This window comes from Streptomyces sp. NBC_00727, from assembly GCF_045161745.1.
Classification (GTDB): Bacteria; Actinomycetota; Actinomycetes; order Streptomycetales; family Streptomycetaceae; genus Streptomyces.
In genome coordinates this window covers 2,952,545-2,976,095 of the sequence record NZ_CP108981.1, presented here as the reverse complement: position 1 = coordinate 2,976,095, position 23,551 = coordinate 2,952,545, and the positions used below count along the sequence as shown (strand labels likewise).

Sequence of the window (23,551 nt, the reverse complement as noted above, 5' to 3'; positions counted from 1 at the left end):
ACTGATGTGCGCCTCCGATCTGCCACGAGCATCCCGCTCGTGGAGCGCCTTCACGTCGATCTCTGCCGCTGTATGTCCGCGGTCTGTTGCCGCAACGTCTGATACCGGCACCATGCAGCGGCGCCGCCCCTGACGCGGGCGCCGCATCCCCGTCCCCCCCCCGCACACCGTCCCCGTGCGTCCCGATGCGTCACATCTGGAGTGTGTCCGTGTCCGCGAACCCCGCGTCCACCGCCGAGAAGCCCGCAGGCTCCGGCTTCCGCATACCCAAGGTCCCGTTCTGGGCCCAGATCGTCGCCGGTCTGGTCCTCGGTGTCCTGCTCGGCTGGCTCGCCCGCAGCCAGGACATCGACTGGCTGTACACCACGCTCGACAAGGTCGGCCACATCTTCGTCCAGCTGCTGAAGCTGGCCGTCGCGCCCCTCGTCTTCTTCGCGATCCTGGTGTCGATCACCAACCTGCGCAAGGTCAACAACGCCGCCCGGCTGGCGTCCCGCACCGTGCTCTGGTTCATGATCACCTCGCTGATCGCCGTCGCCATCGGCCTCGCGATCGGCCTGATCACCAACCCGGGCTCCGGCACCGGCCTCACCCCGAGGGACGGCAAGCTCCCCGAGCACGCCGGCTCCTGGCTCGACTTCCTGACCGGCATCATCCCGGAGAACGTGATCACGCCGTTCACCGAGCTGAACGTCCTGCAGATCGTCTTCATGGCCGCCGTCGCCGGCATCGCCGCCCTCCAGCTCGGTGAGAAGGCGCAGCCGGTCCTCACCCTCAGCGAGGCCGTCCTGGAGCTCCTCCAGAAGGCCCTGTGGTGGGTCATCCGCCTCGCCCCGATCGGCACCATCGGCCTCATCGGCTACGCCATCGCGGACTACGGCTGGGACCTGATCGGCAAGTACGCGACGTTCACCGCCGACGTCTACATCGGCTGCGCCCTGGTGATGTTCGGCGTCTACCCGCTGCTGCTCGCCACCGTCGCCAAGGTCAGCCCGCTCCAGTTCTTCAAGGGCGCCTGGCCCGCGATCCAGCTGGCGTTCGTCTCGCGCTCCTCGGTCGGCACCATGCCGGTCACCCAGAAGGTCACCGAGCGCCTCGGCGTCCCGAAGGAGTACGCCTCCTTCTCCGTACCGTTCGGCGCCACCACCAAGATGGACGGCTGCGCCGCGATCTACCCGGCGCTCGCCGCGATCTTCATCGCGCAGATCTTCGACGTGCAGCTGGGTGTCGGTGACTACATCCTGATCGCGTTCGTCTCGGTCATCGGTTCGGCGGCCACCGCCGGCCTGACCGGCGCCACGGTCATGCTGACGCTGACCCTGTCGACCCTGGGCCTCCCGCTGGAGGGCGTCGGCCTGCTGATGGCCATCGACCCGATCCTGGACATGATGCGGACGGCGACGAACGTGGCAGGGCAAGCCCTCATCCCGGTCATCGTCTCGGCCCGCGAGAAGATCCTCGACCACGACGCCTACAACTCGGCCTCCGCCTCCCCGGTCGACGAGGACGACGAGGTCCGCGACACCGAGCCGGAGCGCGTCCCGGTCGCCGCCTGACCGCCCGGTTCCACCCCGAGGGCCCCTTCTCCCGTGCATCCGCGCGGAGGAGGGGCCCTCGGGCGTACGCGGCCGCTTCTCCGTTCCCCGTACCCTTACCGGGGAGTAGTGCTGCGGGGGGCGGGAGGAGTCGACGTGGGTGCTGTGCGGAACAAGCGGATGCCGCGCGCCGTGCGCGAGCAGCAGATGATGGACGCCGCGGTGCAGACGTTCGGGCAGCGGGGGTACCGGGCCGCCTCGATGGACGAGATCGCGGAGCTGGCCGGGGTGTCCAAGCCGCTGGTCTACCTGTATCTGAATTCAAAGGACGAGCTGTTCACCGCGTGCATCCGGCGGGAGGCGCAGGCGCTGCTCGTCGCCGTGCAGGCGGGTGTGGAGCCGGGTCTGCCGGCCGACCGGCAACTGTGGGACGGGCTGCGGGCGTTCTTCACGCACACTGCGGAGAACCCGGACGGCTGGGCGGTGCTGTACCGGCAGGCGCGTACCCACGGGGAGCCGTTCGCCACCGAGGTCAGCGTGATGCGCGAGGAGATCGTCGCGTTCGTGACCGGGCTGATCGGCGCCGCCGCCCGCGAGGCGCACCACGACCCGGCGCTCCCGGACCGGGACGTGGCGGGCCTCGCGCAGGCGCTGGTGGGCGCCGCGGAGGCGCTGGCCGGCTGGGCCAACGAGACCCCGGGCGTCTCGGCCCGGGAGGCGGCGGCCACGATGATGAACTTCTCCTGGGCGGGCCTGGAGAACCTGATGAACGGCCGCCCGTGGCAGGCGCCTAGCCCGTAGTGCCGGTGAGGTGCAGCCGTTCGCCGTCCGGGCCGCCGCGCAGCTGGAACGCGTGGCCGTCGGAGGCGTACGTGACCGTGCCGGGCAGCAGGACAGGGGCGCGGAAGTCGGCCCGTACGGTGCGGAGCGTGGCCGGGTCGGGGGCCTCGGCGAGGCAGCGGGCGACGGTCCACATGCCGTGCGCGATGGCCCGGGGGAAGCCGAACAGCCGGGCGGTCAGCGGGTGGAGGTGGATCGGGTTGCGGTCGCCGGAGGCCGCCGCGTACCGCCGCCCGAGGTTGGCGGGCAGCCGCCACTCGGCGGCGGCGGGAAGCGGTGCGGGGGGTTTCCCCGGTGCCGTCGCTTCGGTACGCGTGGCGTGCCGGGACAGGTAGCCGCTGCGGGACTCCCACACCAGCTCGCCCGCGAGGCGCGCCTCGGTCACCACCGTGACTTCGGTGCCGCGCCGGTGCGGGTTCAACTCATGTGCGTACACCGTGAGTTCGAGCATGTTCTGCGGCTGGAGGGTGCGGTGGGCGGTGATCTCGATCCAGGTGTGGACGAGGCCGGTGACCGGGAGCGGGAAGCCGGGGCGGGTCATCAGCCGCATGGCCAGCGGGAACGCCAGGACGTGCGGGTACGTCACCGGCAGCGGCCCGGTCGCCGGGAAGCCGCAGATCGTGCGGTACGTGGCAAGGCGCCCGGGTGCGAGGGGTGCGGCGGGCAGGCGGAGGCGGTCGGCGGGGAGGGTGGCGCCGGGGCGTCCGGCCCGTTTGAAGGGCGAGGTGACGGCGCCCCGGGCCAGCGAGAGGGTCAGGTTCGGCATGGGCTCACGCTCCCAGGAGGCTCTGGCCGCAGACCCGGACGACCTGGCCGTTGACGGCCGTGGAGGCGGGCTGGGCGAACCAGGCGATGGTCTCGGCCACGTCGACCGGGAGGCCGCCCTGGGAGAGGGAGTTCATCCGGCGGCCCGCCTCGCGGATGAGGAGGGGAACGGCGGCGGTCATCTTCGTCTCGATGAAGCCGGGGGCCACCGCGTTGACCGTGACGCCGTGGTCGGCGGCGGCGCGCGGGGCCAGTGAGCGGACGAGGCCGATGATGCCGGCCTTGCTTGCCGCGTAGTTGGTCTGGCCGTTGTTGCCGGCGATGCCCGCGATGGAGGCGGTGGCGACGATCCGGCCGCCCCGGTTGAGTGTGCCGGCCTTCAGCAGCGCGTCGGTGGTGCGCAGGACGCTGTCCAGGTTGACGTCGATGACCGAGGCCCAGCGTTCGGCGGGCATGTTGGCGAGCCGCCGGTCGCGGGTGATGCCGGCGTTGTGGACGAGGATGTCGAGCCCGTCCGGGGCGGCGGCCGCGATGCGTTCGGCGGCGTCCTCGGCGGTGATGTCGAGGGGGAGCGCGGTGGCGCCGAGGCGGTCGGCGGTGCGCACCAGGTCCTCCTGGGCCAAGGGCACGTCCAGGCAGATGACGTGGGCGCCGTCGCGGGCCAGGACCGAGGCGACGGAGGCCCCGATGCCCCGGGCGGCGCCGGTGACCAGGGCGGTGCGGCCGGTGAGCGGGGCGGCCCAGTCGCGGACCGGGCCGGGGGTGGCGTCGGTGACCTCGATGACCTGGCCGCTGACGTAGGCGGAGCGGGGTGAGAGCAGGAAGCGCAGGGTGGACTCGGCGGAGGCGACGGCTCCGGGGGCGATGCGCACCAGCTGCACGGTGGCGCCCTTGCCGATCTCCTTGCCCAGCGAGCGGACGAAGCCCTCCAGGGCCTGCTGGGCTGCGGCCTGGTGGTGGTCGTCCGGGGACGGCCGCACCCCGAGGACGACGACCCGGCCGCCGGGGGCGAGCGAGCGGACGACCGGGTGGAGGGCGGCGTGCACGGCGCCGAGCGCGGCTGCGGTGCCGACGGCGGTCGCGTCGAGGACGAGGGCGGCGGGCCGGTCGGCTTGGGCGGTGACCTCAAGGCCGGTGGTGGTGAGGAGCGCGGCCAGTTCCTCGGTGACGGCGGAGTCCCCGGCGGTGAGGTGGAGGACCGGACGGGTCAGCGTCGGTGTCTCCAGGGTCCAGCGTCGCAGCCGGGTGGGCTGCGGGAGGCCGAGCTTCCGGGTGAGGAACTTGCCGGGTGCCGTGCCGGTCAGGTGCAGATAGCGGTCGGCCATTGTCCAGACTCCCTGCTCGGTCGTAGATTTACTCCGGAGTAAGGTTACTCAAGAGTCAGGAGCTGGTCGAGATGAGTTGGTCGAGTTGATTCCCCTCGCACTCCCGCAGCCCCGCCGCGTCGCGGTCATCGGTGGCAGCCGCATCCCCTTCGCCCGCTCCGACGGGCCCTACGCGCGGGCCTCCAACCAGCAGATGCTGACCGCCGCGCTGGACGGTCTCGTCGAGCGGTTCGGGCTCCAGGGGGAGCGCGTCGGCGAGTTCGCGGCGGGCGCCGTCCTCAAGCACAGCCGCGACTTCAATCTGGCCCGCGAGACGGTGCTCGGCTCGCGGCTCGACCCGCGCACCCCCGCGTACGACGTCCAGCAGGCCTGCGGCACCGGCCTCCAGGCGGTGATCGGCGCCGCGAACAAGATCATGCTCGGGGCCGTCGACTCGGCGATCGCGGGCGGTACGGACACCACGAGCGACGCCCCGCTCGGCGTCAACGACGAACTGCGCAGGCTGCTGCTGTCCGTCCGGCGCGCGAAGTCGGCGGGCGCCCGCGCGAAGGCCCTCACGGGCGTACGGCCCCGGCACCTCGTCCCGGACATCCCGCGCAACGCCGAACCCCGCACCGGCCTCTCGATGGGCGACCACGCGGCGCTCACCGCCCGGCGGTGGGACATCGGCCGCGCCGAGCAGGACCGCCTCGCCGCCACCAGCCACCAGCGGCTCGCCGCCGCGTACGAACGGGGCTTCCTGGACGACCTCGTCGTCCCGTACCTGGGCCTGGACCGGGACCAGAACCTGCGCCCCGGCTCCACGGCGGAGAAGCTCGCCACGCTGAAACCGGTGTTCGGCACGGACCACCCGGACGCGACGATGACCGCCGGCAACTCGACGCCGCTCACGGACGGCGCCGCGACCGTCCTCCTGGCGAGCGAGGAGTGGGCCGAGGCGCACAACCTGGAGCCGCAGGCGTACCTCTCGCTGTACGAGACCGCCGCCGTCGACTACGTGGGCGGTGAGGACGGGCTGCTGATGGCGCCCGCGTACGCCGTGCCCCGGCTGCTGGAACGGGCCGGGCTCGGGATCGAGGACTTCGACCTCTTCGAGATCCATGAGGCGTTCGCCTCCCAGGTGCTGGCCACGCTGGCCGCCTGGGAGAAGCAGGGGCTCGCGCCCGTCGACCGGGACCGGCTGAACGTCGCGGGCTCCTCGCTCGCCACCGGTCACCCCTTCGCCGCGACGGGCGCCCGCATCGTCGCCACCCTGGCGAAGCTCCTCGCGGAGCGGGACGCCCCGGGCCGGGGCCTGATCTCGATCTGCGCGGCGGGCGGCCAGGGGGTCACGGCGATCCTCGAACGCGGCGCCTCGTCGTCCGACGGGGCGTAGGGGGCCGCTGCGCGGGGCCTTCTCCCCGCCCCTTCCCGAAACCGGGGCTCCGCCCCGGACCCCGCGCCTCAAACGCCGGCGGGGCTGGATGCGTCGCCGTCCGGCCCCGCCTCGCACGACCGGTCGTCCCCCCCCCAGTGAACCGCCCGTCCCCCATGCCGAGGAGCCGCACGTGTCCACGCCACCCGCCCCTTCACCCGCACCCTCCGTCCCCGCCCTGGTCGAGCCGACGCTGGAGCGGGACGCCCACGGCACCGTCCGGCAGGTCTCCGTACCGGCGTTCGCGCCGCCCGTCCGGCGCGGCTCGCTCGCCGAGATCCCGTTCGACAACGCCCGCGAGGCCCCCGGCGACGCCGTCCTCAGCCGCAAGCAGCCGGACGGCAGCTGGCAGGACGTGACGGCCGCCGAGTTCGCCGCCGAGGTGCTGGCCGTCGCCAAGGGCCTCATCGCGGAGGGGCTGCGCGGCGGCGACCGGATCGCGATCATGGCCCGTACGACGTACGAGTGGACGCTGCTCGACTTCGCGGCGTGGGCGGCGGGCCTGGTCACCGTGCCCATCTACCCGACCTCGTCCGCCTTCCAGGCCCGCTGGATCCTCCAGGACTCCGGGTCCGTGGCCTGCGCGGTCGAGACGGCCGACCAGGGCCGGATCATCAGCCAGGAACGCAAGCAGCTCGCCGGGCTCGCGCACCTCTGGCAGTTCGACACGGGTGCGCTCGGGCGGCTGAAGAAGCTCGGGCAGCACCTCCCGGACGACGCCGTCGCCCAGCGCCGCGCCACCCTGGAACCGGAGACCCCGGCCACCCTGATCTACACCTCCGGCACCACGGGCCGCCCGAAGGGGTGCGTGCTGACCCACGGCAACTTCTTCGCCGAGGTCGACAACGCGATCGAGCTGCTGCACCCGGTCTTCAAGTCGGTGAGCAAGTACCCCGCGTCGACCCTGCTGTTCCTGCCGCTGTCGCACGTCTTCGGCCGGATGGTCGCCATCGGCTGCCTGCGTGCCCGGGTCCGCCTCGGTCACGCGCCGTCGATCCAGACCGATGACCTGCTCGCCGACCTGGCCGGTTTCAAGCCGTCGTTCCTGCTGGCGATCCCGTACGTCCTGGAGAAGGTCTACAACACGGGCCGGGCCACCGCCGAGAAGATGGGCCGCGCCTCCTCCTTCGACCGGGCCGCCCGGATCGCCCAGCGCTACGGCCAGGCCGTCGAGGCCGCAGAACACGGCACGGGCCCCGGCCCCGGCCTCGGGCTGCGCGCCGCCCGGGCGCTGTACGACCCGCTGGTCTACCGCCGCATCCGGGCCGCGCTCGGCGGGCACGTCCGGTACGCGATCTGCGGCGGCTCCCCGCTGGGGCGCCGCCTCGCGGCGTTCTACGCGGGCGCCGGCATCGAGATCTTCGAGGGTTACGGGCTGACCGAGACCACCGCCGCCGCCACGGTCACCCCGCCGCTCAAGCCCCGCCTCGGCACGGTCGGCTGGCCGATGCCCGGCACCGCCGTACGCATAGCCGGCGACGGGGAGGTGCTGCTCAGCGGCGGGCAGGTGTTCCAGGGGTACTGGGACGCCGCGCGCGGGGTGTCGGTGCCCGTGCTCGACGGCGGCTGGTTCGCGACCGGGGACCTGGGCGCGCTCGACGAGGACGGCTACCTCACGATCACCGGCCGCAAGAAGGACATCATCATCACCTCGGGCGGCAAGAACGTCACCCCGGCCCCGCTGGAGGACTGGCTGCGCGCCCATCCGCTGGTCAGCCAGTGCATGGTGGTCGGCGACAACCGCTCGTTCATCACCGCCCTGATCACGCTGGAGGCGGACGGGCTCGCGCACTGGTGCCGGATGCGCAAGAAGCAGGACGTGCCGATGCGCGAACTCGTCCACGACGAGGAGCTGCGCACCACGCTCCAGCGCGCGGTGGACGAGGCGAACCGGCTGGTCTCCCGCGCCGAGTCGATCCGCAAGTTCACCGTGCTGCCGGTGGACTTCACCGAGGAGCGCGGCCACCTCACGCCGTCGCTGAAGCTGAAGCGGGACGCCATCGCGCGGGACTTCGCGGGGGAGATCGAGGAGCTGTACCGGAAGTGAGGGGCGCGCGAGGTGCCCCGAGGGCCCGTCAAGCCGGAGTGTCCGGGGCCTTCGTGTGGAGGATGGCGCGGGCCTGTTCGGCGGCGCGCGCTATCGACTCGGAGACGAAGTCCAGGTAGCGGGCCATGTTCTCCAGGCGGGTGCCCGCCGCCGTGTCCGCGCCGAGGACGGGGACGCCCTTGCGGGCGGTCTCGGCGAGCTGGGCCGTGGAGTGGGCGCTCGCCATCATCGAGTCGTGCATGAGGTCGTTGTCGACGACATAGCGTTCGCGGCGTCCCTCGCGCTCGCGGCGGACCATGCTCTGGGTCTCCAGGAACGCGACCGCCTTGGACACGGAGGCCGGGCTGACCTTCAGGTGTGCGGAGAGTTCGCCGGCGGTGAGGCTGCCGGTGTCGCTGAGGGTCAGGGCCGCGAGAACCCTCGACATCATCAGGGGCGCGCCCGAGGCCGTCATGGCCGTCGTGAACATCTCCTCGTACGCGCGCACCGCCTCGGCGTCCCGGCCGTAGGGCTGCGGGTCCGGGCGCGCGTCGCGGGGCGCGGGGTTCTTCCGGCGGTGGGCGCGCTGCTCGGTGGTGCGGTGGGCGACGTCGGCGCGGTAGCCGACGGGGCCGCCGTTGCGCGTCACCTCGCGGGTGATGGTCGAGGTGGGGCGATCCAGCTGCCGGGCGATCTCGGCGTAGGCCAGGCCGTCGGCCAGGCCCCGGGCGATCTGGCGGCGTTCCTGCTGGGTGAGCCTGCCTCCCGGCATCGCGTACTCCTTCGTGGCGCGGGCACGGCCGTGCGGTGGCCGGTGTGCCGACTATAGCGTTCGACGACAGGTCATTGCAACGAAACTCAGATCGGTCGTTGCGTTATCCGCGAGCTCATTGCTCCAACTTCTCTGTTTTGACGTGCAATTACGTGAATGCAGTGCAACAAGTGCGTTGCCGCGTTCATGAACGCAACGTAGCGTTTCCCTCATCGGAAAGCGCGAGCCGCCCGGGCCCGCCGCACCGCAGAAGGAGCGCATCATGCCGAAGTTCGAAACCCCCGCCGCCGTCACCGCCCGCGTCGACATCCCCGCAGGCATCATCCGGTTCATCGCCGCCGACCGCGCCGACACCGTCGTCGAGGTCCTGCCCGCCGACCCCTCCAAGAGCCGCGACGCGAAGGCCGCCGAGCGCACCGAGGTCACCTGCGCCGACGGCGTCCTGGACATCCGGACTGCCAAGGGCGCGAAGAGCCGCCTCCTCGGCGACTCCGGGTCCGTCGAGATCACCGTCCAGCTGCCCGCCGGGTCGCACGTCGAGGCGAAGGCCGGCGCTGCCGAGTTCCGGGGCGTAGGACGTCTCGGGGAGGTCGTGTTCGAGGGCGGATACCGCAACGTCAAGCTCGACGAGGCCGCGAGCGCCCGGATCGCCGCTCACGACGGCGCCGTCATCGTCCGCCGCCTCACCGGGCCCGGCGACCTCAGCACCCAGCGCGGCGACGTGACCGTCGAGGAGGCCACCCGCGGCGAGCTCACCCTCAGCACCCAGCTGGGCGACATCAGGGTCGGCGCGGCGCGCGGCGTCCCGGCCGTGCTCGACGCGGGCACCGTCCTCGGCCGCATCGACAACGCCCTGATGAACGACGGCGCGCCCGTCCTGACCATCCGGGCGACCACCACCAAGGGCGACATCACCGCCCGCAGCCTCTGACACCTCCCCCCCCACCTCGTACAAGCAGAAGGAGCCACACCCATGACGAACCCGGCCATCGCGGCGAACGGACTGCGCAAGGCGTACGGCGAGAAGACCGTGCTCGACGGCATCGACTTCAGCATCCCGGCCGGAACGGTGTTCGCCCTGCTCGGCCCGAACGGCGCCGGCAAGACGACCGCCGTCAAGATCCTCTCCACACTCGTCCCACCCGGCGAAGGGTCCGGCGCGATCAGCGTCGGAGGCCACGACCTGGCCACCGACGCGCAGGCGGTGCGCGCCGCCATCGGCGTCACCGGGCAGTTCTCCGCCGTCGACGGGCTGATCACCGGCGAGGAGAACCTGCTCCTGATGGCGGACCTGCACCACCTGCCCAAGGCCGAGGGGCGGCGGGTCACCGCGGAGCTCCTGGAGCGCTTCGACCTCACCGACGCGGCGAAGAAGCCCGCCTCCACCTACTCCGGCGGCATGAAGCGCCGCCTCGACATCGCGATGACCCTCGTCGGCAGCCCCAGGATCATCTTCCTGGACGAGCCGACCACGGGCCTCGACCCGCGCAGCCGGCACAGCATGTGGCAGATGATCCGGGGCCTGGTCGGTGACGGCGTGACCGTCTTCCTCACCACCCAGTACCTCGAGGAGGCCGACGAACTCGCCGACCGCATCGCCGTCCTGCACAACGGGAAGCTGGTGGCCGAGGGCAGCGCCGAAGAGCTCAAGCGGATCGTCCCCGGCGGGCACGTCCGCCTCCGCTTCACCGACCCGACCGCCTACCGCGAGGCGGCCGCCGCGCTCGGCGGCGACACCACCCGCGACGACGAGGCGCTGGCCCTCCAGCTCCCCAGCGACGGCACCCAGCGCGACCTGCGCGCCGTCCTCGACCGGCTGGACGCCGCCGGGATCGAGGCGGACGAACTCACCGTCCACACCCCCGACCTGGACGACGTCTTCTTCGCCCTGACCGACACCGAGACCGACACCGAAGCCGTCATCCCCGCCCCGACCAAGGAGACCGTCCGATGAGCACCCTCTCCCTCGCCGTGCGCGACTCGGCCACGATGCTCCGCCGCAACCTCCTGCACGCCCGGCGCTACCCCTCGCTCACCCTCAACCTGCTGCTCACCCCGGTGATGCTGCTCCTGCTGTTCGTCTACATCTTCGGCGACACCATGAGCGGCGGCGCGGGCCGCGACGCGTACATCGCGTACATCGTTCCCGGCATCCTGCTCATGACGATCGGCTCGACCACCGTCGGCACCGCCGTCTCGGTCTCCATGGACATGAGCGAGGGCATCATCGCCCGGTTCCGCACCATGGCCATCCACCGGGGCTCGATCCTCTTCGGCCACGTCGTGGGCAGTCTCCTGCGGACGCTGATGAGCGTGGTCTTCGTCGGGGCGGTCGGGGTGGCCATGGGGTTCCGCTCCACCGACGCCACCGTCCTGGAATGGCTCGCCGCCCTGGGCCTGCTCGCCCTGTTCACCCTGGCCTTCACCTGGATCGCCGTGGGCATGGGCCTGGGCAGTCCCAACGCGGAGGCCGCCAGCAACAACGCCACGCCGCTGATCCTGCTGCCGCTGATCTCCAGCGCGTTCGTCCCGCTGGACTCGATGCCCGGCTGGTTCCAGCCGATCGCCGAGTACCAGCCGTTCACCCCCGCGATCGAGACCCTGCGCGGGCTGCTGCTCGGTACGGAGATCGGCAACAGCGGCTGGCTCGCGCTCGGCTGGTGCGTGGGCCTCACGGTCCTCGGCTACTTCTGGTCCAGGGCGCAGTTCGACCGGGAGCCGAAGTAGGGACCCGTCACCACGGCCGGCCGGGGGTCATCACCCCGGCCGGCCGATGCGTGCGTCCAGCCGGGCCAGCACCTTGCGCCCCGCCCGGCCCACGCCCACCGGGACCAGCGCGGCCCGCCCCGGGACCCGCACCCCGCCCGTGAAGGCGACCAGGGTGTGCCCGGGGCGGGCCGCCGAAGGTGTGGCCGCGATGCCGATGAGGACGAAGCGGCTCTGGAGCCACAGCCAGCCGGGCCGCCGCACCCCGTGGAAGCGGGCGTGCATCCCGAACCGGCTGCGGGCGACCGCCTCGACGCGGTCCCCGTCGGCGCGGGTCAGCCGCAGCCGCCTCATGTCGGGTACCAGGCGGGCCAGTTCACCGTCGATGTCGGCGAGCAGCGGCTCCACCTCGGCGCAGGGTGCGGCGATCTCGCGGGTGGTGACGCGGGCGCCGGGCACCCCGGCCGCGAGGACGCGGAGGCGGCGGACCGGGTCCAGGGGGGCGGCGGCGGGCCACTGGGGGAGCGGGGTGTCGGTCATGACGTCCATGCCTTCCGGAAGGAGTCGCGGGCGCGGGACAGCCGGGACTTGACGGTGCCCACGCGGAGTCCGAGCAGGGCGGCGGCGGCCCGTTCGTCCAGCCCTTCGACGTCGCGCAGCACGAGCACGGCCCGGTGCTCGGGGCTCAGCCGGGCCAGGACGTCCCCGATGTCGGCGGTCAGCTGGGGGTCGCCGTGCTGGGGCAGCGTCGTGAGGTCGGCGGGCACGGACCGGGCGCCCCGGCGGGCGACGCGGACGGCCTCCCGGCAGGCGATGGCCCGCACCCAGCCGTACAGGGCGGCCGGCTCCTTCAGTGAGCGCAGGCCACGGAACACGGCGACCAGGGTCTCCTGGACGGCGTCCGGCCCGTCGGCGAGCGCGATCGGGGCGCAGATGCGGCCGGCGTACGGGGCGAGGACGTCCAGCAGCTCGTTCATGGCGAGCGTGTCGCCGCGCTGGGCGGCCACCACCAGACGTATCGCGCGGTCGCGGTCGGCGTCATCGGGCACGGGCGGCGGCTTCCTTCCCGGCGGCCACCCGGAGCGCGGTGGCTTCCTTCCCGGCGGCCACCCGCAGCGCGGCGGCGGCGAGCAGCAGGCAGAGCGGTGTGTACAGGGCCCGGTTGAGCAGCTGGAAGGTGTCCCCGGCCCCCGCGTCAAGCCCGGTCCGCAGCCCCACCGCCCAGCCGATGCCGGCGAGCCCGCGCAGTGCGGTGCCGCAGGCGACGGCGAGCGTACCGGCCTGAAGGAGGCGCCCGAGCCGGTGGGCGCGCCCCAGCCGGGCGCGGGCGGTGACCAGGGCCGCGCCGCCGAACAGGACGGCGGCGAGGGGGAGTACGACGGGCGGGGTGAAGGGCGCGTCGATGCCGAGGACGGCGTACGAGAGGGACGCCGCGTCCCCGGCGGGCCAGGTGCTTCCGGTGGACCAGAGCACATGGAGCAGCCCGTCGGCGGTGAGGACGGCGGCGACGGTCAGGGCGGCGGCACGGGTGGAGGTTGCGCTCACGGTGGCTCCTCGATGCGGTGAGGGGGCGGCAGGACGCCCGGATCACCCCACAGAGGAGCCGGGACGCGGATTCGTTCCCACGCCGCACCGACTTCATTTATCTCGCCTTCAAGCATCTTGACATCAAGAGAGTATCCGGGCAGGCTTCCGCGGGTCGGTGGGTCTCTTGATGTCGAGATACTTGGGGGTGCGGGATGGGACGCGTACGGACGGGCCTGGTCGCCCAGTTGCGGAACCCGCCGGGCGGCAGGGACGCCCGGATCATGCTGCGCGCCCTCGCCGTCGACCGCACCGGCACCGGCCTGTGGGCGGCCTCCTCCGTCCTCTACCTCACTTTCGTCACCCACCTCGGCGCCCAGCAGATCGGCATCCTGCTCGGCACGGCGGGCGTCGCCGGCATCGCGGGATCACCCCTCGCCGGACGCCTCGCCGGCCGCTTCCCGGTGCGCTCACTGCTGATCGGCTGCCACCTGCTGCGCCTGGTGACTCTGACGCTGGTGCTGCTCTGCACGCGGTTCGACGCGCTGCTCGTCGTGGTCGCGGTGACCTACCTGGGGGACAGGGCGGCCAAGACCCTGGAAATGCTGTTCGCCACCCGCGCGGCGGGCGAACGCCGGGCCGCCTACCAGGCGTTGTCCCGAAGCGCGGCCAACGCCGGATACGGCCTCGGTGCGGGCCTCGCCGCGATCGGCCTGGCGGTCGGCACGACGGACGCCTACCGCGTGCTGATCCTCGGCAACGCGCTCTCCTTCGTCGTCGCGGCCGTGCTGGTGTGTCGTACGGGGGACGAGGGCGGCCGGGCGGTGCCCACCGAGCCCGCCACGCGGCCGGTCCGCACCAAGGGCCCCTGGCGGGACCGGGGTTACCTGCGCTTCGTGCTCCTCGACATCCCCATGAACCTCGACGACTCGGTGCTCGGCGTCGGTCTCCCGCTGTGGCTCGTCGGCCACACCTCCGCCCCGCACGCCCTCGTCCCGGCCTTCCTGGTCGTCAACACGGTGCTCGTCGTCCTCCTCCAACTCGCCGTCTCCCGCCGGGCGGACGGCCCACGGGGCGCGGTACGGGCGCTGGCGCTGTACGGGGTCCTGATGTTCGTCACCTGCGCCCTGCTGGCCGCGTCCACCGGCTGCGGCACCTGGACTGCGGCCGCGATCCTGCTCGCGGCGGCGGTCCTGGTCACGATGGCGGAACTGATGCGCTCGGTCAGCTCCTGGGAACTGGCCGTCCTGCTGGCCCCACCGGACGAACGCGCCGCGTACCTCGGCGTGGCCGGCATGTCCCAGTCCATCCAGAAGTCGGCGGGCCCGCCGCTGCTGACGGGCGTGGTGATGGCCGCGGGCCCGGCGGGCTGGCTGGCCTTGGGGGTAGCGGTGGCGGGCTTGGCGGTGGTGCAACGGCGGTGCTGCGCGGCGCGGTTGGGTGACGCCGAGGTGCCCCTGCCGGTCGCGGGCCCCGTCGGCGGGGCGGCGTGATTCAAGCCTGTCCGGCGTTTGAGGACGGAACCGGTCATGGGGCGGGGCCGAGGCCCTGGGCGCCGTTCACCACAGCAAGGGGGCTCGGACCGCATACGTTGGAGCGTCACGGGACAACGACGGAGGTGCCTTCGTATGCGGATCGCGACCACGATCTTCCTCACCGACGAGACCATCACACCGGTGCGGCTGGCGCACCAGCTCGAACAGCGCGGGTTCACCGGGCTCTACCTGCCCGAGCACACCCACATCCCGGTGAGCAGGGACACCCCCTACCCGGCGGGCGGCGAGCTGCCTCGCGAGTACGGCCGCACCCTGGACCCGTTCGTCGCCCTCGCCCAGGCCGCCGCGGTCACCGAGCGGCTGGCCCTCGGCACCGGGATCACGCTGATCGCCCAGCACGACCCGATCGACCTGGCCAAGCAGATCGCCACCCTCGACCACCTCTCCGCCGGCCGCTTCACCCTGGGCATCGGCTACGGCTGGAACGTCGAGGAGGCGGCGGACCACGGCGTCGAGTGGTCGACCCGCCGCAGCCTGGGTCGCGAACGCCTGGCGCTGATGCGGGCGCTGTGGGCGGCGGAACCCACGGCTTACGAGGGCGAGTTCGGCTCGGTCCGCGCCAGCCACGCCCACCCCAAGCCGTACCAGCAGCCCCGGGGCGCGCTGACCGGCCCGCGCACCCTGATCGGCGGCGCGGCGGGCCCCAAGCTGTTCGCCCGCATCGCGGAGTCCGCCGACGGCTGGCTCCCCATCGGCGGCCGGGGCCTCACGGAGTCCGTCCCCCGCCTCCGTACCGCCTGGGAGGCGGCCGGCCGCGACCCGAAGGACCTCCACGTCGTCCCCTACGCCGTCCTCCCGGACCCGGGCAAGCTGGCCCACTACGCGGACCTGGGCATCGAGGAGGTCGTCCTCCAGCTCCCGCCGGCCCCGGAACCGGAGGTGCTGCGGACGCTGGACGCGTACGCGGCGTACCTGTAGGGACCGGCTGTCCGACCGCGCTGTTACGTTGCCGCGAGAATCCGGCTCACCCTGGGAGAGGCACATGGACGGCACGTACGGCGAACGGCTCGCCGCGTTCTCGCGCGAGCGGCTGGACGGCCGCCCGGTCCCCGACGACCTGCGCGTGCTGCTGATCGCGCAGTGGGAGGGCCGCGACGACTTCGCCCGCCTGCTCGGCCTCGAGTTCTTCGAGCCGGGCGAGCTCCACCCGTTCCTGGACACCGACTACCTGAGCGCGGAGGAGCTCGCCGACCCGGAGATGCAGGCCGTCAACGCCGGGGCCGCGCGGATGTCGGAGTACGTGAAGCTCGTCGCCAAGGGCGGCAAGGGCTGGGTCGGCTACTGGCTCCACCCGGACGAGCCCGCCGGCCGCCCGATCGAGCTGGACACGGAGTTCAGCCTCTGGCCGATGACCGGCTCCACCCTGACGGAGGCCGTCGCCTTCGAACAGTCCGCCTACCAGGACGAACCCGACGAGCGCCTCGCGTACGGGCAGCTGGCCGCCGAACTCCGCGCGCTGGGGCTGCCCCTGAGCACCGAGGACTTCGACGCACTGGACGACTCCGCGTACGCGGTGGACCCGGAGAAGCTGATGGAGACCCTGACCGAGGCGGAGCGCGCGAAGCTCGGGCTGGGGTGAGGGGGCGCCGGCCCGGGCGCGTGGGTCAGTCCCTCCGCGCCACGAACACGAACTCCCGCCCCGGCCGGTCCGGCGCCTCGCGGACGTCCTCCACGGCGTAGCCCGCCGCCACCAGGTCCGCTTCGACCTCCTCCCGTTCGCGGAAGCGCAGCGTTGAGTCCGAGGTCAGCACCTGGCCGTCCGCCGCGAAGCGGTAGGTCCAGCGGAAGGTCACCAGGGGCCCGGCCGCCTCCGTGACGTCGACCCAGGTCTCCACCGCACCGGTCCCGGGGACCTCGGTCACGCTGTGGGACTGCTCGCGCGTCCACTCCTCCCAGGCCCGCCGGGCCGGCACCCGCGTCTCGAAGACCAGGCGCCCGCCGGGCCGCAGTGCCGCGTGGGCTCCCCGCAGGGTCGCCCGCCAGCCCTCGGGGTCCACGATGGCCTGCGCGACGTTCGCGGTCATCGTCGCGAGGTCGACGCGCAACGGCGGGAGCTCCGTGGCGTCACCGCAGATCCAACGGACGCGCTCGCCGCCCGGCTTGGCCCGGGCGACGTCGATGGACGCCTGCGCGGGATCGACGCCGACGACCTCCCTCCCGCGGTCCGCCAGGAGCAGGGCGAAGACCCCGGTGCCGCAGCCGATGTCCAGGACGCGCCGCGCCTCGAACTCCTCAGCCATTCCCAGGTAGGCGTCGAGGTCGGTGCGGTCGGGGTCGAGCGGGTCGTAGAGCGTGGCGAGGCGCGGGTGGGCGAAGGCGTCGTCGGTCATGGCGACGAACGTAGGCGGGGCGGGCCCGGAGTGCGAGCGGGTTTCGGGCGGGGCGGAGGCTCGGTGATGCCCGCCCGCCGCAGACCGGTTGGTCACAATGGGATCACTGGTTCTCCGCAACTTCCCCACATCTCGTTCGAGGTAATACGGTCACTTCACTCGAAGAGGCGTATGACGAGATATATGGGGGGCCCTTCATGCCCAAGGTGTTGAGCCGGCGCAAGCAGTTCTGGGTCGGCGGGATAGCCCTGCTCGCCCTCGGGGCGGCCGGCTGCTCGCAGTCCGGACAGGACGACGCGGCGAAGGTGGCGGCGGCGAGCGCCAAACCGGCGCCCACGGTCACGGTGACCGTCACGGCCACGGCCACCGAGACCGCCACCCCTGCCCCGGCGCCCACGGTGACCGAGACGAAGACCGTGAAGGTGCCCGGGCCCACCGTCACGAAGACCGTCACCAAGGCCGCCTCCTCCGGTTCCGGGGGCAGTGGTTCGTCGGGTGGCGGCACCAAGGCCACCACCTGCTCGATCCGCTCCAACGCGGGCAACTGCTACAGCGCCGGCCAGTTCTGCCGGAACAGCGACCACGGCGCTGTGACGACGACGGCGTCGGGTGCGCGGATCAAGTGCAGTTCCAGCGGCAGTTCCTGGCGCTGGACGTATGCCTGAGCACCTTTGCTTCGGTCGCACGTTCGGGGCTCGGTGATAGCTTGGCGGGCCAGTTCTTGGCGTGTACATCGATGCTAGGGGGACCCATGCAGCAGTCCGTGCGGAGTCGGATGGTGGCCGGAGCGGCGGCCGGGACGCTGGCGCTGTTCTTCGTCTCGGGCTGTTCGTTCAGCTTCGGCGGCGACAAGGTTGTCAAGAAGGACGAGGTCGCCAAGCAGGCGTCCGCCGGGCTGAAGAAGGAGGTCGGGCGCGCCCCCGAGGACGTGAACTGCGAGGACGACCTCAAGGCCAAGGTCGGCGAGTCCGTCCGCTGCACGCTCACCGACGGCGGCAAGAAGCTCGGCATGACCGTCACCGTGCGGTCCGTCGACGGCGACGACGTGAAGATGGACTACAAGGTGGACGGCGGCGCCGGGGCCGGCAGCGGTGCCTCCGCTGACCCTCAGCCCAGCGACTCCGCGCAGCCGTCCGACTCGACGGGCGGCGGCAGCGACACCGGCGCGGCCGGGTCCGTGGACAAGGCCGAGGTCGCCCGCCAGGGCAAGGCCGCCCTCGCCGCTCAGGTCGGCAAGCAGCCCGACGCCTTCTCCTGCCCGAAGGACCTTCCGGCCAAGGTCGGCGCCACGGTTCGCTGCCAGCTGGCCGACGACGGCAAGCAGTACGGAGTGACGGTCACCGCGAAGTCCGTCGTCGGCGGCAAGGTGAACATGGACTTCAAGGTGGACGAGACGCCGGGCGGCTGAGGGGCCGGGCGTGCCCGGCGCGGGTCCGCTGCGGCCGGTGCGTCAGCGCCGCTCCAGGCCGAGCCGTGCGCGTACCTCGTCGTGAGGAACGGTTTTGGCGAGGCCGGCCGCCTGCCGGGCCCGGTACTCGGCGAGGGCTTGGGCGTCCTCCGGCTCGGCACGTTCCTGCTGGTTGTCGCTCATGCGTGAAGTGTGCCAGCCCTAGGCAGGGCCGGGCGGACGGCGAGCGCCGAGGCCGGGCTCGCCGTCCGGCCTTTCAGCCCTGGCGGGCGTACGTGACGAACGCGGACCAGGCCGTCGGTGCCACGTCGAAGTGGGGGCCGGGGATGTTCTTCGAGTCGCGGACGTGGATGGTGGACGCGCAGGACGCGACCTCGATGCACTGCCCGCCTTCGCCGCTGCTGTAGCTGGACTTGCGCCAGTCGTAGGCGACCTCGATGCAGTTGCCGCCCTCGCCGTCGCTGTAGCTGCTCTTGAACCAGTGCAGTTGCTCAGTGTTCATCGGTCTCCCAACATCTTTTCGATGAGCGCCAGGGTCTCCCTGGGGGAGAGTGCCTGTGCTCGCATAATGCCAAAGCGTTCGGTGAAGACTCGCACCTCGGCCGGGTCCGTGATCAGCCTTCCATGCCCGTAGGTCTCGGTGTACGCGGCCTCCGGGCGTCCCTTCGGCGTGACGAGGGTGAACGATGCGTTCAGGCTCGGGTGTTCGGTTCGGTCCGTTGTCATGACCTGGAGTTCGACCGTGCGCATTTGCCCTACCGTCAGCAGCCGCTGAAGCTGCGCCCGGTGGACGGCTGGCCCACCGATCGGGCGCTGCAAGACGGCTTCCTCCACGATGAAGCTGAGCGTCGGAGGGGGCCAGCGCTCGAAGATCTGCTGGCGCGCCAAGCGGTCCGCCACGCGCTTCTCGATCGTCTGCTCGTCCAGCAGCGGCCGCCGTTGGGTGAACACCGCTCGCGCGTACTCCTCAGTCTGGAGCAGGCCGGGGATCACCTGGTTGTTGTAGTCATGCAGGGCCACCGCCTCCGCCTCCGTACGGGCGAAGTCCCGGAACCACCCCGGGTGCCGCAGGCGCGTCCGCTTCAGCGCCTCCCGCACCTCCTCCGCCGCCGCCGACAGCAGTCCACCCGTGTTCAGGGCCCGTTCCGCCAGGGCCAGGAACTCCACCTGCGGGGTGCGCACCCCCCGTTCCATCGCGGAGATCAGGTCCTCGCCGCAATGCGTCGCCGACGCAAGCTCCTTCTGGCTCATCCCCGCGCGTTCGCGCAAGAACTTCAGCTGACGGCCCAGCGCCCTGAACAGGTGCGCGGTACCGTCGGATTCGACCGGGCGCTCCGGCCGTTCCTCACGTTGCGTGTGCGTCATCTTGCCCGTACCGCCTCTGTTCTTCCGGTCGCGGCCGACGTCCCGTACAGCCGGTCGGGCGGGCCCGTACAGCGTTCCGGAGTCGTGGTGTCACTCCTGGTCAGCGTACGAGCAGACGGACACGCTGGGTCACATGAACAGCGAAATCACCCTCGTGGGTACCGAGTTCGTCCAGCGCTTCAGCGCCACCCGCCGAGGCGCGCGCCTCGCCCGCCGCCTCGCCGTGCAGCAACTGGACGCATGGGGCGTGCCGTACGGGTGCGAGCTGTCCGACGACGTGGCGGTGGTCGTGGCCGAGCTGGCCGCGAACGCCGTGCTGCACGGCCACGTGACCGGCCGGGACTTCGAGCTGCGTGTGACCCCCGAGGCGGACGGCTTCCGCATCGAGGCCTCGGACGCGCGGGGCGAGCGGCGCCCGGAGCTGTGCGCGGGCGGACCGGACGCCGAGGGTGGGCACGGGCTGCGCCTGGTCGAGGCGCTGGCGGCGGAGTGGGGCGTCGCGGAGCGGATCGTCGGCAAGACGGTGTGGGCGCGGGTGGCCCCGGGCACCCCGTAGCGGGGTCAGCGCGCGTTGACCCGCCGGAGGATCGTGCCGTCGAACGAGGCGGTGAGCATGGCCGAGGTCTGGTAGTCGCCGTTGACGTAGAACCGCATGGCCTGCTTGCCGTTCTCCCAGTCGAAGATCACATAGGTCTTTGTCGGGTCCGCGTTCCGTACGCCCATCTCCTTGTAGCAGACGCGCAGCAGCCGGGGGAAGGTGTCCCAGTGGACCTTGCTGAGGTCCATCAGGGGCTGATCGTCGAGTATGGCCTTGTTGTTGTTGAGCTCGCCCGAGCCCTCGTCGTACGAGAAGCCGTCGAAGATCTGGTCGTTCGGCATCTTCTCGTCCTTCACGAGCACGTTGCCCGACGCATGGCTCTGGTGGATGGAGAACCAGGAGACCACCTTCGTTCCACCCGTCACCGCCTTGAGCTCCTTGACGACCCTCCGGCCGCCCGCCGCGCTGACGAGATCCGTGTCCTTGGTCGGTGTGGGGGTGGGGGAGGGCGTGGGGGTGGGCGTCGGGGTCGGGGTGGGGGAGTGGGAGTGGGTCGCGGACGGCGTGGGCCTGGCGTCCGCGGACGCGTTGTCGTCGTTGCCGAGGCCGGGTATGTATCCCTTGGCCAGCAGCCCGGCCGCCACGACGGTCATCAGGGCCCCGGGGATCAGCACCCGGCGCACGGCCCGGTTGCTCCCGGCACCCCGCACGGGCGTCCGGCCCGTCGTCGCCGAGGGCTCGCCCCGGCCCTCGGTGTCCCCGCCCGGACGGGCGTCGGCCGGTTCCGGCTGCGGCGGGGACACCGGAGCGCCCGGCCGCGGCGGTACCGGGGTCCCGGGCTCCGTGGGGGTGTAACCGGCCGTCGGCGCCGGGGTCCCGGGCTCCGTCGGGGTGTACGCGGCCGAGGGGGCTGAGGCCGGTCGCGCGTCCTCGGCGGCCCTCGCGGGGCGCTCGTCCGCCGCCCGGGCGAGCAGCCGGTCCAGCTGCTCCGCGTCCGGCCGCGCGGCGACGTCCTTGACCAGGACGGACCGCAGTACGGGGCCGAGGGCGCCGGCCTGCCGGGGTGGCGGGACGCCCTCCTCCAGGATCGCGGCCAGCGTCGCGAGGGTGGACGAGCGGCGCATCGGATGGTGGCCCTCCACCGCGACGTACAGCATCATCGCCAGCGACCACAGGTCCGACGACGGTTCGTCGTCATGCCCGCGCAGCCGCTCCGGAGCCATGTAGTCGGGGGAGCCCACCAGCTCACCGGTGTTGGTGAGGCTGGTCGCCTCGCGCACCGCGGCGATCCCGAAGTCCGTGAGCAGCGGCGTGCCGTCCGTACGCAGCAGCACGTTGCCCGGCTTCACGTCGCGGTGCAGGATGCCCGCCTCGTGCGCCGCCCGCAGCCCGGCCAGCACGCCCCGGCCCAGGCGCGCCGCCTCGACCGGCGCGCACAGGCCGCGCTCCAGCCGGTCCTGGAGCGAGCCGCCCGGGACCAGTTCCATCACCAGCCAGGGGTGCTCCACCTCCGGCGAACTCACGATGTGGTGGATGGTCACCACGTTCGGGTGGGTGATCCGGGCCAGCGAGACGGCCTCACGCAGCACCCGCTTCCGCAGCATCTCCGGCGCGTCCGGACGCAGCCGCAACAGCTCCGGATCGGGCGGCCGTACTTCCTTCAGCGCCACTTCCCGGTGCAGGACGATGTCACGCGCCCGCCACACGAGCCCCATGCCTCCGCCACCGAGCCGCTCCAGCAGTTCGAAGCGCCCATCGATCACGCGTCCCTCGAAACCCGCAGTCATGGGCGGAACGGTACGCGAGGGGCCGACCGCGCACCCGGGGGCGCCGGAGGCGCCGAGGCCGGGGCCCGAGCCGGGGGACGTAGGGGGCCCGGGCGCCCTCCGGGCCCGCCGGCAGGCCGTCAGGCCCAGGCGTCATGGAGGTCCTGGGGTGTGAGAGTGGGGACATCGGCTGTGCAGCCGCTGCGGGTGACGGCGAGCAAGGGGGTGGTCTCGTCGGCCCCGGGAAGCTGGGAGCGGTGGGTGACGAGGCGGGCGAGGTCGCGGTGGTCGAAGGGCTTCTTCTCCAGCCACTTGACCGAACCCACGAGGGTGATCTTCTTGGCGACGGGGGCGCGGTCGGCGCCGACGATGTCGATCTCCGGGTCGTTGGTACGGGTCCAGTAGCCACCGATCGCATCGGTGGCCGCGGGCAGTTGCCCGTCGTCGGAGCCGATTCGCCACAGGGCTTCACGGATGACGGGCTCGATGGCCCTGCCCCGCCACGACGTCCAATTGGTGCGGATGGTGTCGAGAACGCGGTCGCCCCGGCCGCGTTCGATCGCGGGAATGCCTGGGCCGATGAAGGAGAGCCAGAAGCGCAGGTAGGGGTCATCGATGCGATAGCGGGTCTCCCGGCTGGGCTTGGTGGAGAGCGGGAGCTCTGCGGCAACCATGCCGCGAGAGGAGAGACGCTCCAGCGAGCGGGACACCGAGCCGGCGTTGAGACCCCCAGCGGCCCTGCCGATCAGGGTGAAGGTGCGCTCGCCGTGACCGATGGCACCCAGGACGGTGCGAGCCTGAGCCTCGACGGGAAACTCGGCGGCCAAAGATCGTTCGCCGCTGACCAGCAGCGCAGACGTCGGTCTGCGCAGGGCCAGTTTCAGGTACTCCCACAGCCCGGCACCCTGTGGCCACTCCTCAAGGATGAGCGGGAGGCCGCCGGACACCAGATAGGCGTCGAAGGCGTCGGCGGGCGACAGATCGAGCATCGAGGCGACCTCGGCGGGATTCAACGGCGGTACGACCATTTCGGTTCCCCGCTGGTAGAAGGGCCGCCCGTAGGTGTTGAGCTGTTCCATCATTGCGATGTCGGAGCCGATGAGGACGAGCAGAACGGGCAGTTTCGACAGCGTCCGGTCGAACGCCTTCTGGAGCGCTCCCTCGAAGCTCGGGTCCTCGCGCACGAGGTAGGGCATTTCGTCGAGGACCACCACGCTGGGCGAGTCGGTGGGCAGTGCGGAGGCGAGCACGGTCAGCGCGGCGTCCCAGGTGAGGGGGGCGGCGAAATCGCTGAACCGTGCCACGTCAGGAAGCGGTGAAGCGGCCACCTCGGCGGCGAAACCTGCCAGGTCCTCCTCGCGGGAGCCACCGACGGCGGTGAAGAACACATGTGGCAGACCCGCCTGCTCCAGGAACTCCTCCACCAAGCGGGACTTGCCCACCCGGCGGCGCCCGCGGATCAGAACGGCCCGCCCCGGACGCCCGCTGCGCCCGCCGTCCTTGACGGGACGCAGCAGGTCCTCCAGAAGACTGAGTTCGGTGCGGCGTCCGATGAATCCGTTCATGGCAGTCCACCTCCATGGCATGCGCCCCGATGCTTGCATGCAAGATACTCTCATGAATGCAAGTAGCAAATGGATGCGGAGAGTGATCGAGCCCGCTGGGAAAACACCGAGGCGCC

General features: G+C 72.2%; 25 protein-coding genes. 13 read left to right on the top strand and 12 right to left on the bottom strand.

Annotated features, from left to right (window positions below):
* Window positions 1-209 precede the first annotated feature (209 nt).
* A complete protein-coding gene (locus tag OG242_RS13280; RefSeq protein WP_405898370.1) occupies window positions 210-1,556 on the top strand; it encodes a dicarboxylate/amino acid:cation symporter in 1,347 nt (448 codons plus the stop codon).
* Window positions 1,557-1,715: 159 nt separating this feature from the next.
* The gene (locus OG242_RS13275) at window positions 1,716-2,336 is read left to right on the top strand and encodes a TetR/AcrR family transcriptional regulator (RefSeq protein ID WP_405901594.1); all 621 of its coding nucleotides are present in this window, start codon (window positions 1,716-1,718) and stop codon (window positions 2,334-2,336) included.
* Here OG242_RS13275 and OG242_RS13270 read toward each other — a convergent pair.
* Window positions 2,326-3,141 carry a MaoC family dehydratase gene (locus OG242_RS13270; protein WP_405898369.1) on the bottom strand — a complete coding sequence of 272 codons (816 nt, stop codon included), beginning with the start codon at window positions 3,139-3,141 and terminating at the stop codon, window positions 2,326-2,328. The two genes, OG242_RS13275 and OG242_RS13270, sit on opposite strands and share 11 nt — an antisense overlap.
* 4 nt (window positions 3,142-3,145) lie before the next feature.
* Window positions 3,146-4,465 carry a 3-oxoacyl-ACP reductase gene (locus OG242_RS13265; RefSeq protein ID WP_405898368.1) on the bottom strand — a complete coding sequence of 440 codons (1,320 nt, stop codon included), beginning with the start codon at window positions 4,463-4,465 and terminating at the stop codon, window positions 3,146-3,148.
* Window positions 4,466-4,541: 76 nt separating this feature from the next.
* Between OG242_RS13265 and OG242_RS13260 the strand changes: the two genes are divergently transcribed.
* On the top strand, window positions 4,542-5,840 hold the full coding sequence (locus OG242_RS13260) for an acetyl-CoA C-acetyltransferase (RefSeq protein ID WP_405898367.1): 1,299 nt from the start codon (window positions 4,542-4,544) through the stop codon (window positions 5,838-5,840).
* Between the two features lie 172 nt (window positions 5,841-6,012).
* Entirely contained in the window at window positions 6,013-7,926 is a 1,914-nt protein-coding gene (locus tag OG242_RS13255) for an AMP-dependent synthetase/ligase (protein WP_405898366.1), read from the top strand.
* Window positions 7,927-7,954: 28 nt separating this feature from the next.
* On the opposite strand, the gene OG242_RS13250 is transcribed toward OG242_RS13255, so the two are convergent.
* Window positions 7,955-8,677 (bottom strand): helix-turn-helix domain-containing protein, encoded by a 723-nt coding sequence (locus OG242_RS13250; RefSeq protein ID WP_405898365.1) that lies wholly within the window; start codon window positions 8,675-8,677, stop codon window positions 7,955-7,957.
* A gap of 262 nt (window positions 8,678-8,939) precedes the next feature.
* Between OG242_RS13250 and OG242_RS13245 the strand changes: the two genes are divergently transcribed.
* The 3 genes from OG242_RS13245 to OG242_RS13235 are packed head-to-tail and all read left to right on the top strand — an operon-like array spanning window position 8,940 to window position 11,404.
* A complete protein-coding gene (locus OG242_RS13245) occupies window positions 8,940-9,608 on the top strand; it encodes a hypothetical protein (RefSeq protein WP_405898364.1) in 669 nt (222 codons plus the stop codon).
* 42 nt (window positions 9,609-9,650) lie between these two features.
* Window positions 9,651-10,631, top strand: a complete 981-nt coding sequence (locus OG242_RS13240) for an ATP-binding cassette domain-containing protein (protein WP_405898363.1) — start codon at window positions 9,651-9,653, stop codon at window positions 10,629-10,631.
* Window positions 10,628-11,404, top strand: a complete 777-nt coding sequence (locus OG242_RS13235) for an ABC transporter permease (RefSeq protein ID WP_405898362.1) — start codon at window positions 10,628-10,630, stop codon at window positions 11,402-11,404. The genes OG242_RS13240 and OG242_RS13235 overlap by 4 nt, the downstream gene beginning before the upstream one ends.
* 30 nt (window positions 11,405-11,434) lie before the next feature.
* Here OG242_RS13235 and OG242_RS13230 read toward each other — a convergent pair whose 3' ends face one another.
* Genes OG242_RS13230 through OG242_RS13220 form a run of 3 tightly spaced genes read right to left on the bottom strand, consistent with a single transcriptional unit; the run spans window position 11,435 to window position 12,928 of the window.
* The gene (locus OG242_RS13230; protein WP_405898361.1) at window positions 11,435-11,923 is read right to left on the bottom strand and encodes a hypothetical protein; all 489 of its coding nucleotides are present in this window, start codon (window positions 11,921-11,923) and stop codon (window positions 11,435-11,437) included.
* Entirely contained in the window at window positions 11,920-12,432 is a 513-nt protein-coding gene (locus OG242_RS13225; RefSeq protein ID WP_405898360.1) for an RNA polymerase sigma factor, read from the bottom strand. The genes OG242_RS13230 and OG242_RS13225 overlap by 4 nt, the downstream gene beginning before the upstream one ends.
* Window positions 12,422-12,928, bottom strand: coding sequence for a DUF3995 domain-containing protein (locus OG242_RS13220; RefSeq protein WP_405898359.1), 507 nt, complete (start codon window positions 12,926-12,928; stop codon window positions 12,422-12,424). The genes OG242_RS13225 and OG242_RS13220 overlap by 11 nt, the downstream gene beginning before the upstream one ends.
* Before the next feature lie 194 nt (window positions 12,929-13,122).
* Here OG242_RS13220 and OG242_RS13215 point away from each other — a divergent pair, with 194 nt between their 5' ends.
* The 3 genes from OG242_RS13215 (at window position 13,123) to OG242_RS13205 (ending at window position 16,042) form a co-directional block, all read left to right on the top strand.
* Complete coding sequence (locus OG242_RS13215) at window positions 13,123-14,400, top strand: MFS transporter (RefSeq protein WP_405898358.1); 1,278 nt, start codon at window positions 13,123-13,125, stop codon at window positions 14,398-14,400.
* A gap of 135 nt (window positions 14,401-14,535) precedes the next feature.
* Window positions 14,536-15,381, top strand: coding sequence for an LLM class F420-dependent oxidoreductase (locus tag OG242_RS13210; protein ID WP_405898357.1), 846 nt, complete (start codon window positions 14,536-14,538; stop codon window positions 15,379-15,381).
* 64 nt (window positions 15,382-15,445) lie between these two features.
* On the top strand, window positions 15,446-16,042 hold the full coding sequence (locus OG242_RS13205; RefSeq protein ID WP_405898356.1) for a hypothetical protein: 597 nt from the start codon (window positions 15,446-15,448) through the stop codon (window positions 16,040-16,042).
* Between the two features lie 25 nt (window positions 16,043-16,067).
* Here OG242_RS13205 and OG242_RS13200 read toward each other — a convergent pair whose 3' ends face one another.
* Window positions 16,068-16,793 carry a class I SAM-dependent methyltransferase gene (locus OG242_RS13200; protein WP_405898355.1) on the bottom strand — a complete coding sequence of 242 codons (726 nt, stop codon included), beginning with the start codon at window positions 16,791-16,793 and terminating at the stop codon, window positions 16,068-16,070.
* A gap of 197 nt (window positions 16,794-16,990) precedes the next feature.
* Here OG242_RS13200 and OG242_RS13195 point away from each other — a divergent pair, with 197 nt between their 5' ends.
* Both OG242_RS13195 and OG242_RS13190 read left to right on the top strand, forming a co-directional pair.
* Window positions 16,991-17,458, top strand: coding sequence for a hypothetical protein (locus OG242_RS13195; protein WP_405898354.1), 468 nt, complete (start codon window positions 16,991-16,993; stop codon window positions 17,456-17,458).
* A gap of 110 nt (window positions 17,459-17,568) precedes the next feature.
* Entirely contained in the window at window positions 17,569-18,201 is a 633-nt protein-coding gene (locus OG242_RS13190) for a DUF4333 domain-containing protein (RefSeq protein WP_405901593.1), read from the top strand.
* Window positions 18,202-18,243: 42 nt separating this feature from the next.
* Here OG242_RS13190 and OG242_RS13185 read toward each other — a convergent pair whose 3' ends face one another.
* From OG242_RS13185 to OG242_RS13175, 3 genes are all read right to left on the bottom strand, one after another.
* A complete protein-coding gene (locus tag OG242_RS13185; protein WP_405898353.1) occupies window positions 18,244-18,384 on the bottom strand; it encodes a prevent-host-death family protein in 141 nt (46 codons plus the stop codon).
* A 73-nt stretch (window positions 18,385-18,457) separates the two neighbouring features.
* On the bottom strand, window positions 18,458-18,703 hold the full coding sequence (locus OG242_RS13180; RefSeq protein WP_405898352.1) for a DUF397 domain-containing protein: 246 nt from the start codon (window positions 18,701-18,703) through the stop codon (window positions 18,458-18,460).
* Complete coding sequence (locus OG242_RS13175; RefSeq protein ID WP_405898351.1) at window positions 18,700-19,566, bottom strand: Scr1 family TA system antitoxin-like transcriptional regulator; 867 nt, start codon at window positions 19,564-19,566, stop codon at window positions 18,700-18,702. Before OG242_RS13175 ends, OG242_RS13180 begins: the two co-directional genes overlap by 4 nt.
* Window positions 19,567-19,699: 133 nt before the next feature.
* Between OG242_RS13175 and OG242_RS13170 the strand changes: the two genes are divergently transcribed.
* Window positions 19,700-20,122: an ATP-binding protein gene (locus OG242_RS13170; RefSeq protein WP_405898350.1), complete on the top strand. Its 423-nt coding sequence runs from the start codon at window positions 19,700-19,702 to the stop codon at window positions 20,120-20,122.
* A gap of 5 nt (window positions 20,123-20,127) precedes the next feature.
* Here the strand turns inward: OG242_RS13170 and OG242_RS13165 are convergent, their stop codons facing one another.
* Together OG242_RS13165 and OG242_RS13160 are read right to left on the bottom strand one after the other, a co-directional pair.
* The gene (locus OG242_RS13165; RefSeq protein WP_405898349.1) at window positions 20,128-21,891 is read right to left on the bottom strand and encodes a protein kinase domain-containing protein; all 1,764 of its coding nucleotides are present in this window, start codon (window positions 21,889-21,891) and stop codon (window positions 20,128-20,130) included.
* A 119-nt stretch (window positions 21,892-22,010) separates the two neighbouring features.
* Window positions 22,011-23,435 carry an ATP-binding protein gene (locus OG242_RS13160; protein ID WP_405898348.1) on the bottom strand — a complete coding sequence of 475 codons (1,425 nt, stop codon included), beginning with the start codon at window positions 23,433-23,435 and terminating at the stop codon, window positions 22,011-22,013.
* Window positions 23,436-23,551: the final 116 nt, after the last annotated feature.

Excerpts from the sequence above, each read along its gene's own strand:
- OG242_RS13275 (WP_405901594.1), top strand. The coding sequence starts at position 1,716 with ATGCCGCGCGCCGTGCGCGAGCAGCAGATGATGGACGCCGCGGTGCAG.
- OG242_RS13270 (WP_405898369.1), bottom strand. The coding sequence starts at position 3,141 with ATGCCGAACCTGACCCTCTCGCTGGCCCGGGGCGCCGTCACCTCGCCC.
- OG242_RS13265 (WP_405898368.1), bottom strand. The coding sequence starts at position 4,465 with ATGGCCGACCGCTATCTGCACCTGACCGGCACGGCACCCGGCAAGTTC.
- OG242_RS13250 (WP_405898365.1), bottom strand. The coding sequence starts at position 8,677 with ATGCCGGGAGGCAGGCTCACCCAGCAGGAACGCCGCCAGATCGCCCGG.
- OG242_RS13245 (WP_405898364.1), top strand. The coding sequence starts at position 8,940 with ATGCCGAAGTTCGAAACCCCCGCCGCCGTCACCGCCCGCGTCGACATC.
- OG242_RS13240 (WP_405898363.1), top strand. The coding sequence starts at position 9,651 with ATGACGAACCCGGCCATCGCGGCGAACGGACTGCGCAAGGCGTACGGC.
- OG242_RS13235 (WP_405898362.1), top strand. The coding sequence starts at position 10,628 with ATGAGCACCCTCTCCCTCGCCGTGCGCGACTCGGCCACGATGCTCCGC.
- OG242_RS13230 (WP_405898361.1), bottom strand. The coding sequence starts at position 11,923 with ATGACCGACACCCCGCTCCCCCAGTGGCCCGCCGCCGCCCCCCTGGAC.
- OG242_RS13215 (WP_405898358.1), top strand. The coding sequence starts at position 13,123 with ATGGGACGCGTACGGACGGGCCTGGTCGCCCAGTTGCGGAACCCGCCG.
- OG242_RS13210 (WP_405898357.1), top strand. The coding sequence starts at position 14,536 with ATGCGGATCGCGACCACGATCTTCCTCACCGACGAGACCATCACACCG.
- OG242_RS13205 (WP_405898356.1), top strand. The coding sequence starts at position 15,446 with ATGGACGGCACGTACGGCGAACGGCTCGCCGCGTTCTCGCGCGAGCGG.
- OG242_RS13200 (WP_405898355.1), bottom strand. The coding sequence starts at position 16,793 with ATGACCGACGACGCCTTCGCCCACCCGCGCCTCGCCACGCTCTACGAC.
- OG242_RS13195 (WP_405898354.1), top strand. The coding sequence starts at position 16,991 with ATGCCCAAGGTGTTGAGCCGGCGCAAGCAGTTCTGGGTCGGCGGGATA.
- OG242_RS13190 (WP_405901593.1), top strand. The coding sequence starts at position 17,569 with ATGGTGGCCGGAGCGGCGGCCGGGACGCTGGCGCTGTTCTTCGTCTCG.
- OG242_RS13185 (WP_405898353.1), bottom strand. The coding sequence starts at position 18,384 with ATGAGCGACAACCAGCAGGAACGTGCCGAGCCGGAGGACGCCCAAGCC.
- OG242_RS13180 (WP_405898352.1), bottom strand. The coding sequence starts at position 18,703 with ATGAACACTGAGCAACTGCACTGGTTCAAGAGCAGCTACAGCGACGGC.
- OG242_RS13175 (WP_405898351.1), bottom strand. The coding sequence starts at position 19,566 with ATGACGCACACGCAACGTGAGGAACGGCCGGAGCGCCCGGTCGAATCC.
- OG242_RS13170 (WP_405898350.1), top strand. The coding sequence starts at position 19,700 with ATGAACAGCGAAATCACCCTCGTGGGTACCGAGTTCGTCCAGCGCTTC.
- OG242_RS13165 (WP_405898349.1), bottom strand. The coding sequence starts at position 21,891 with ATGACTGCGGGTTTCGAGGGACGCGTGATCGATGGGCGCTTCGAACTG.
- OG242_RS13160 (WP_405898348.1), bottom strand. The coding sequence starts at position 23,435 with ATGAACGGATTCATCGGACGCCGCACCGAACTCAGTCTTCTGGAGGAC.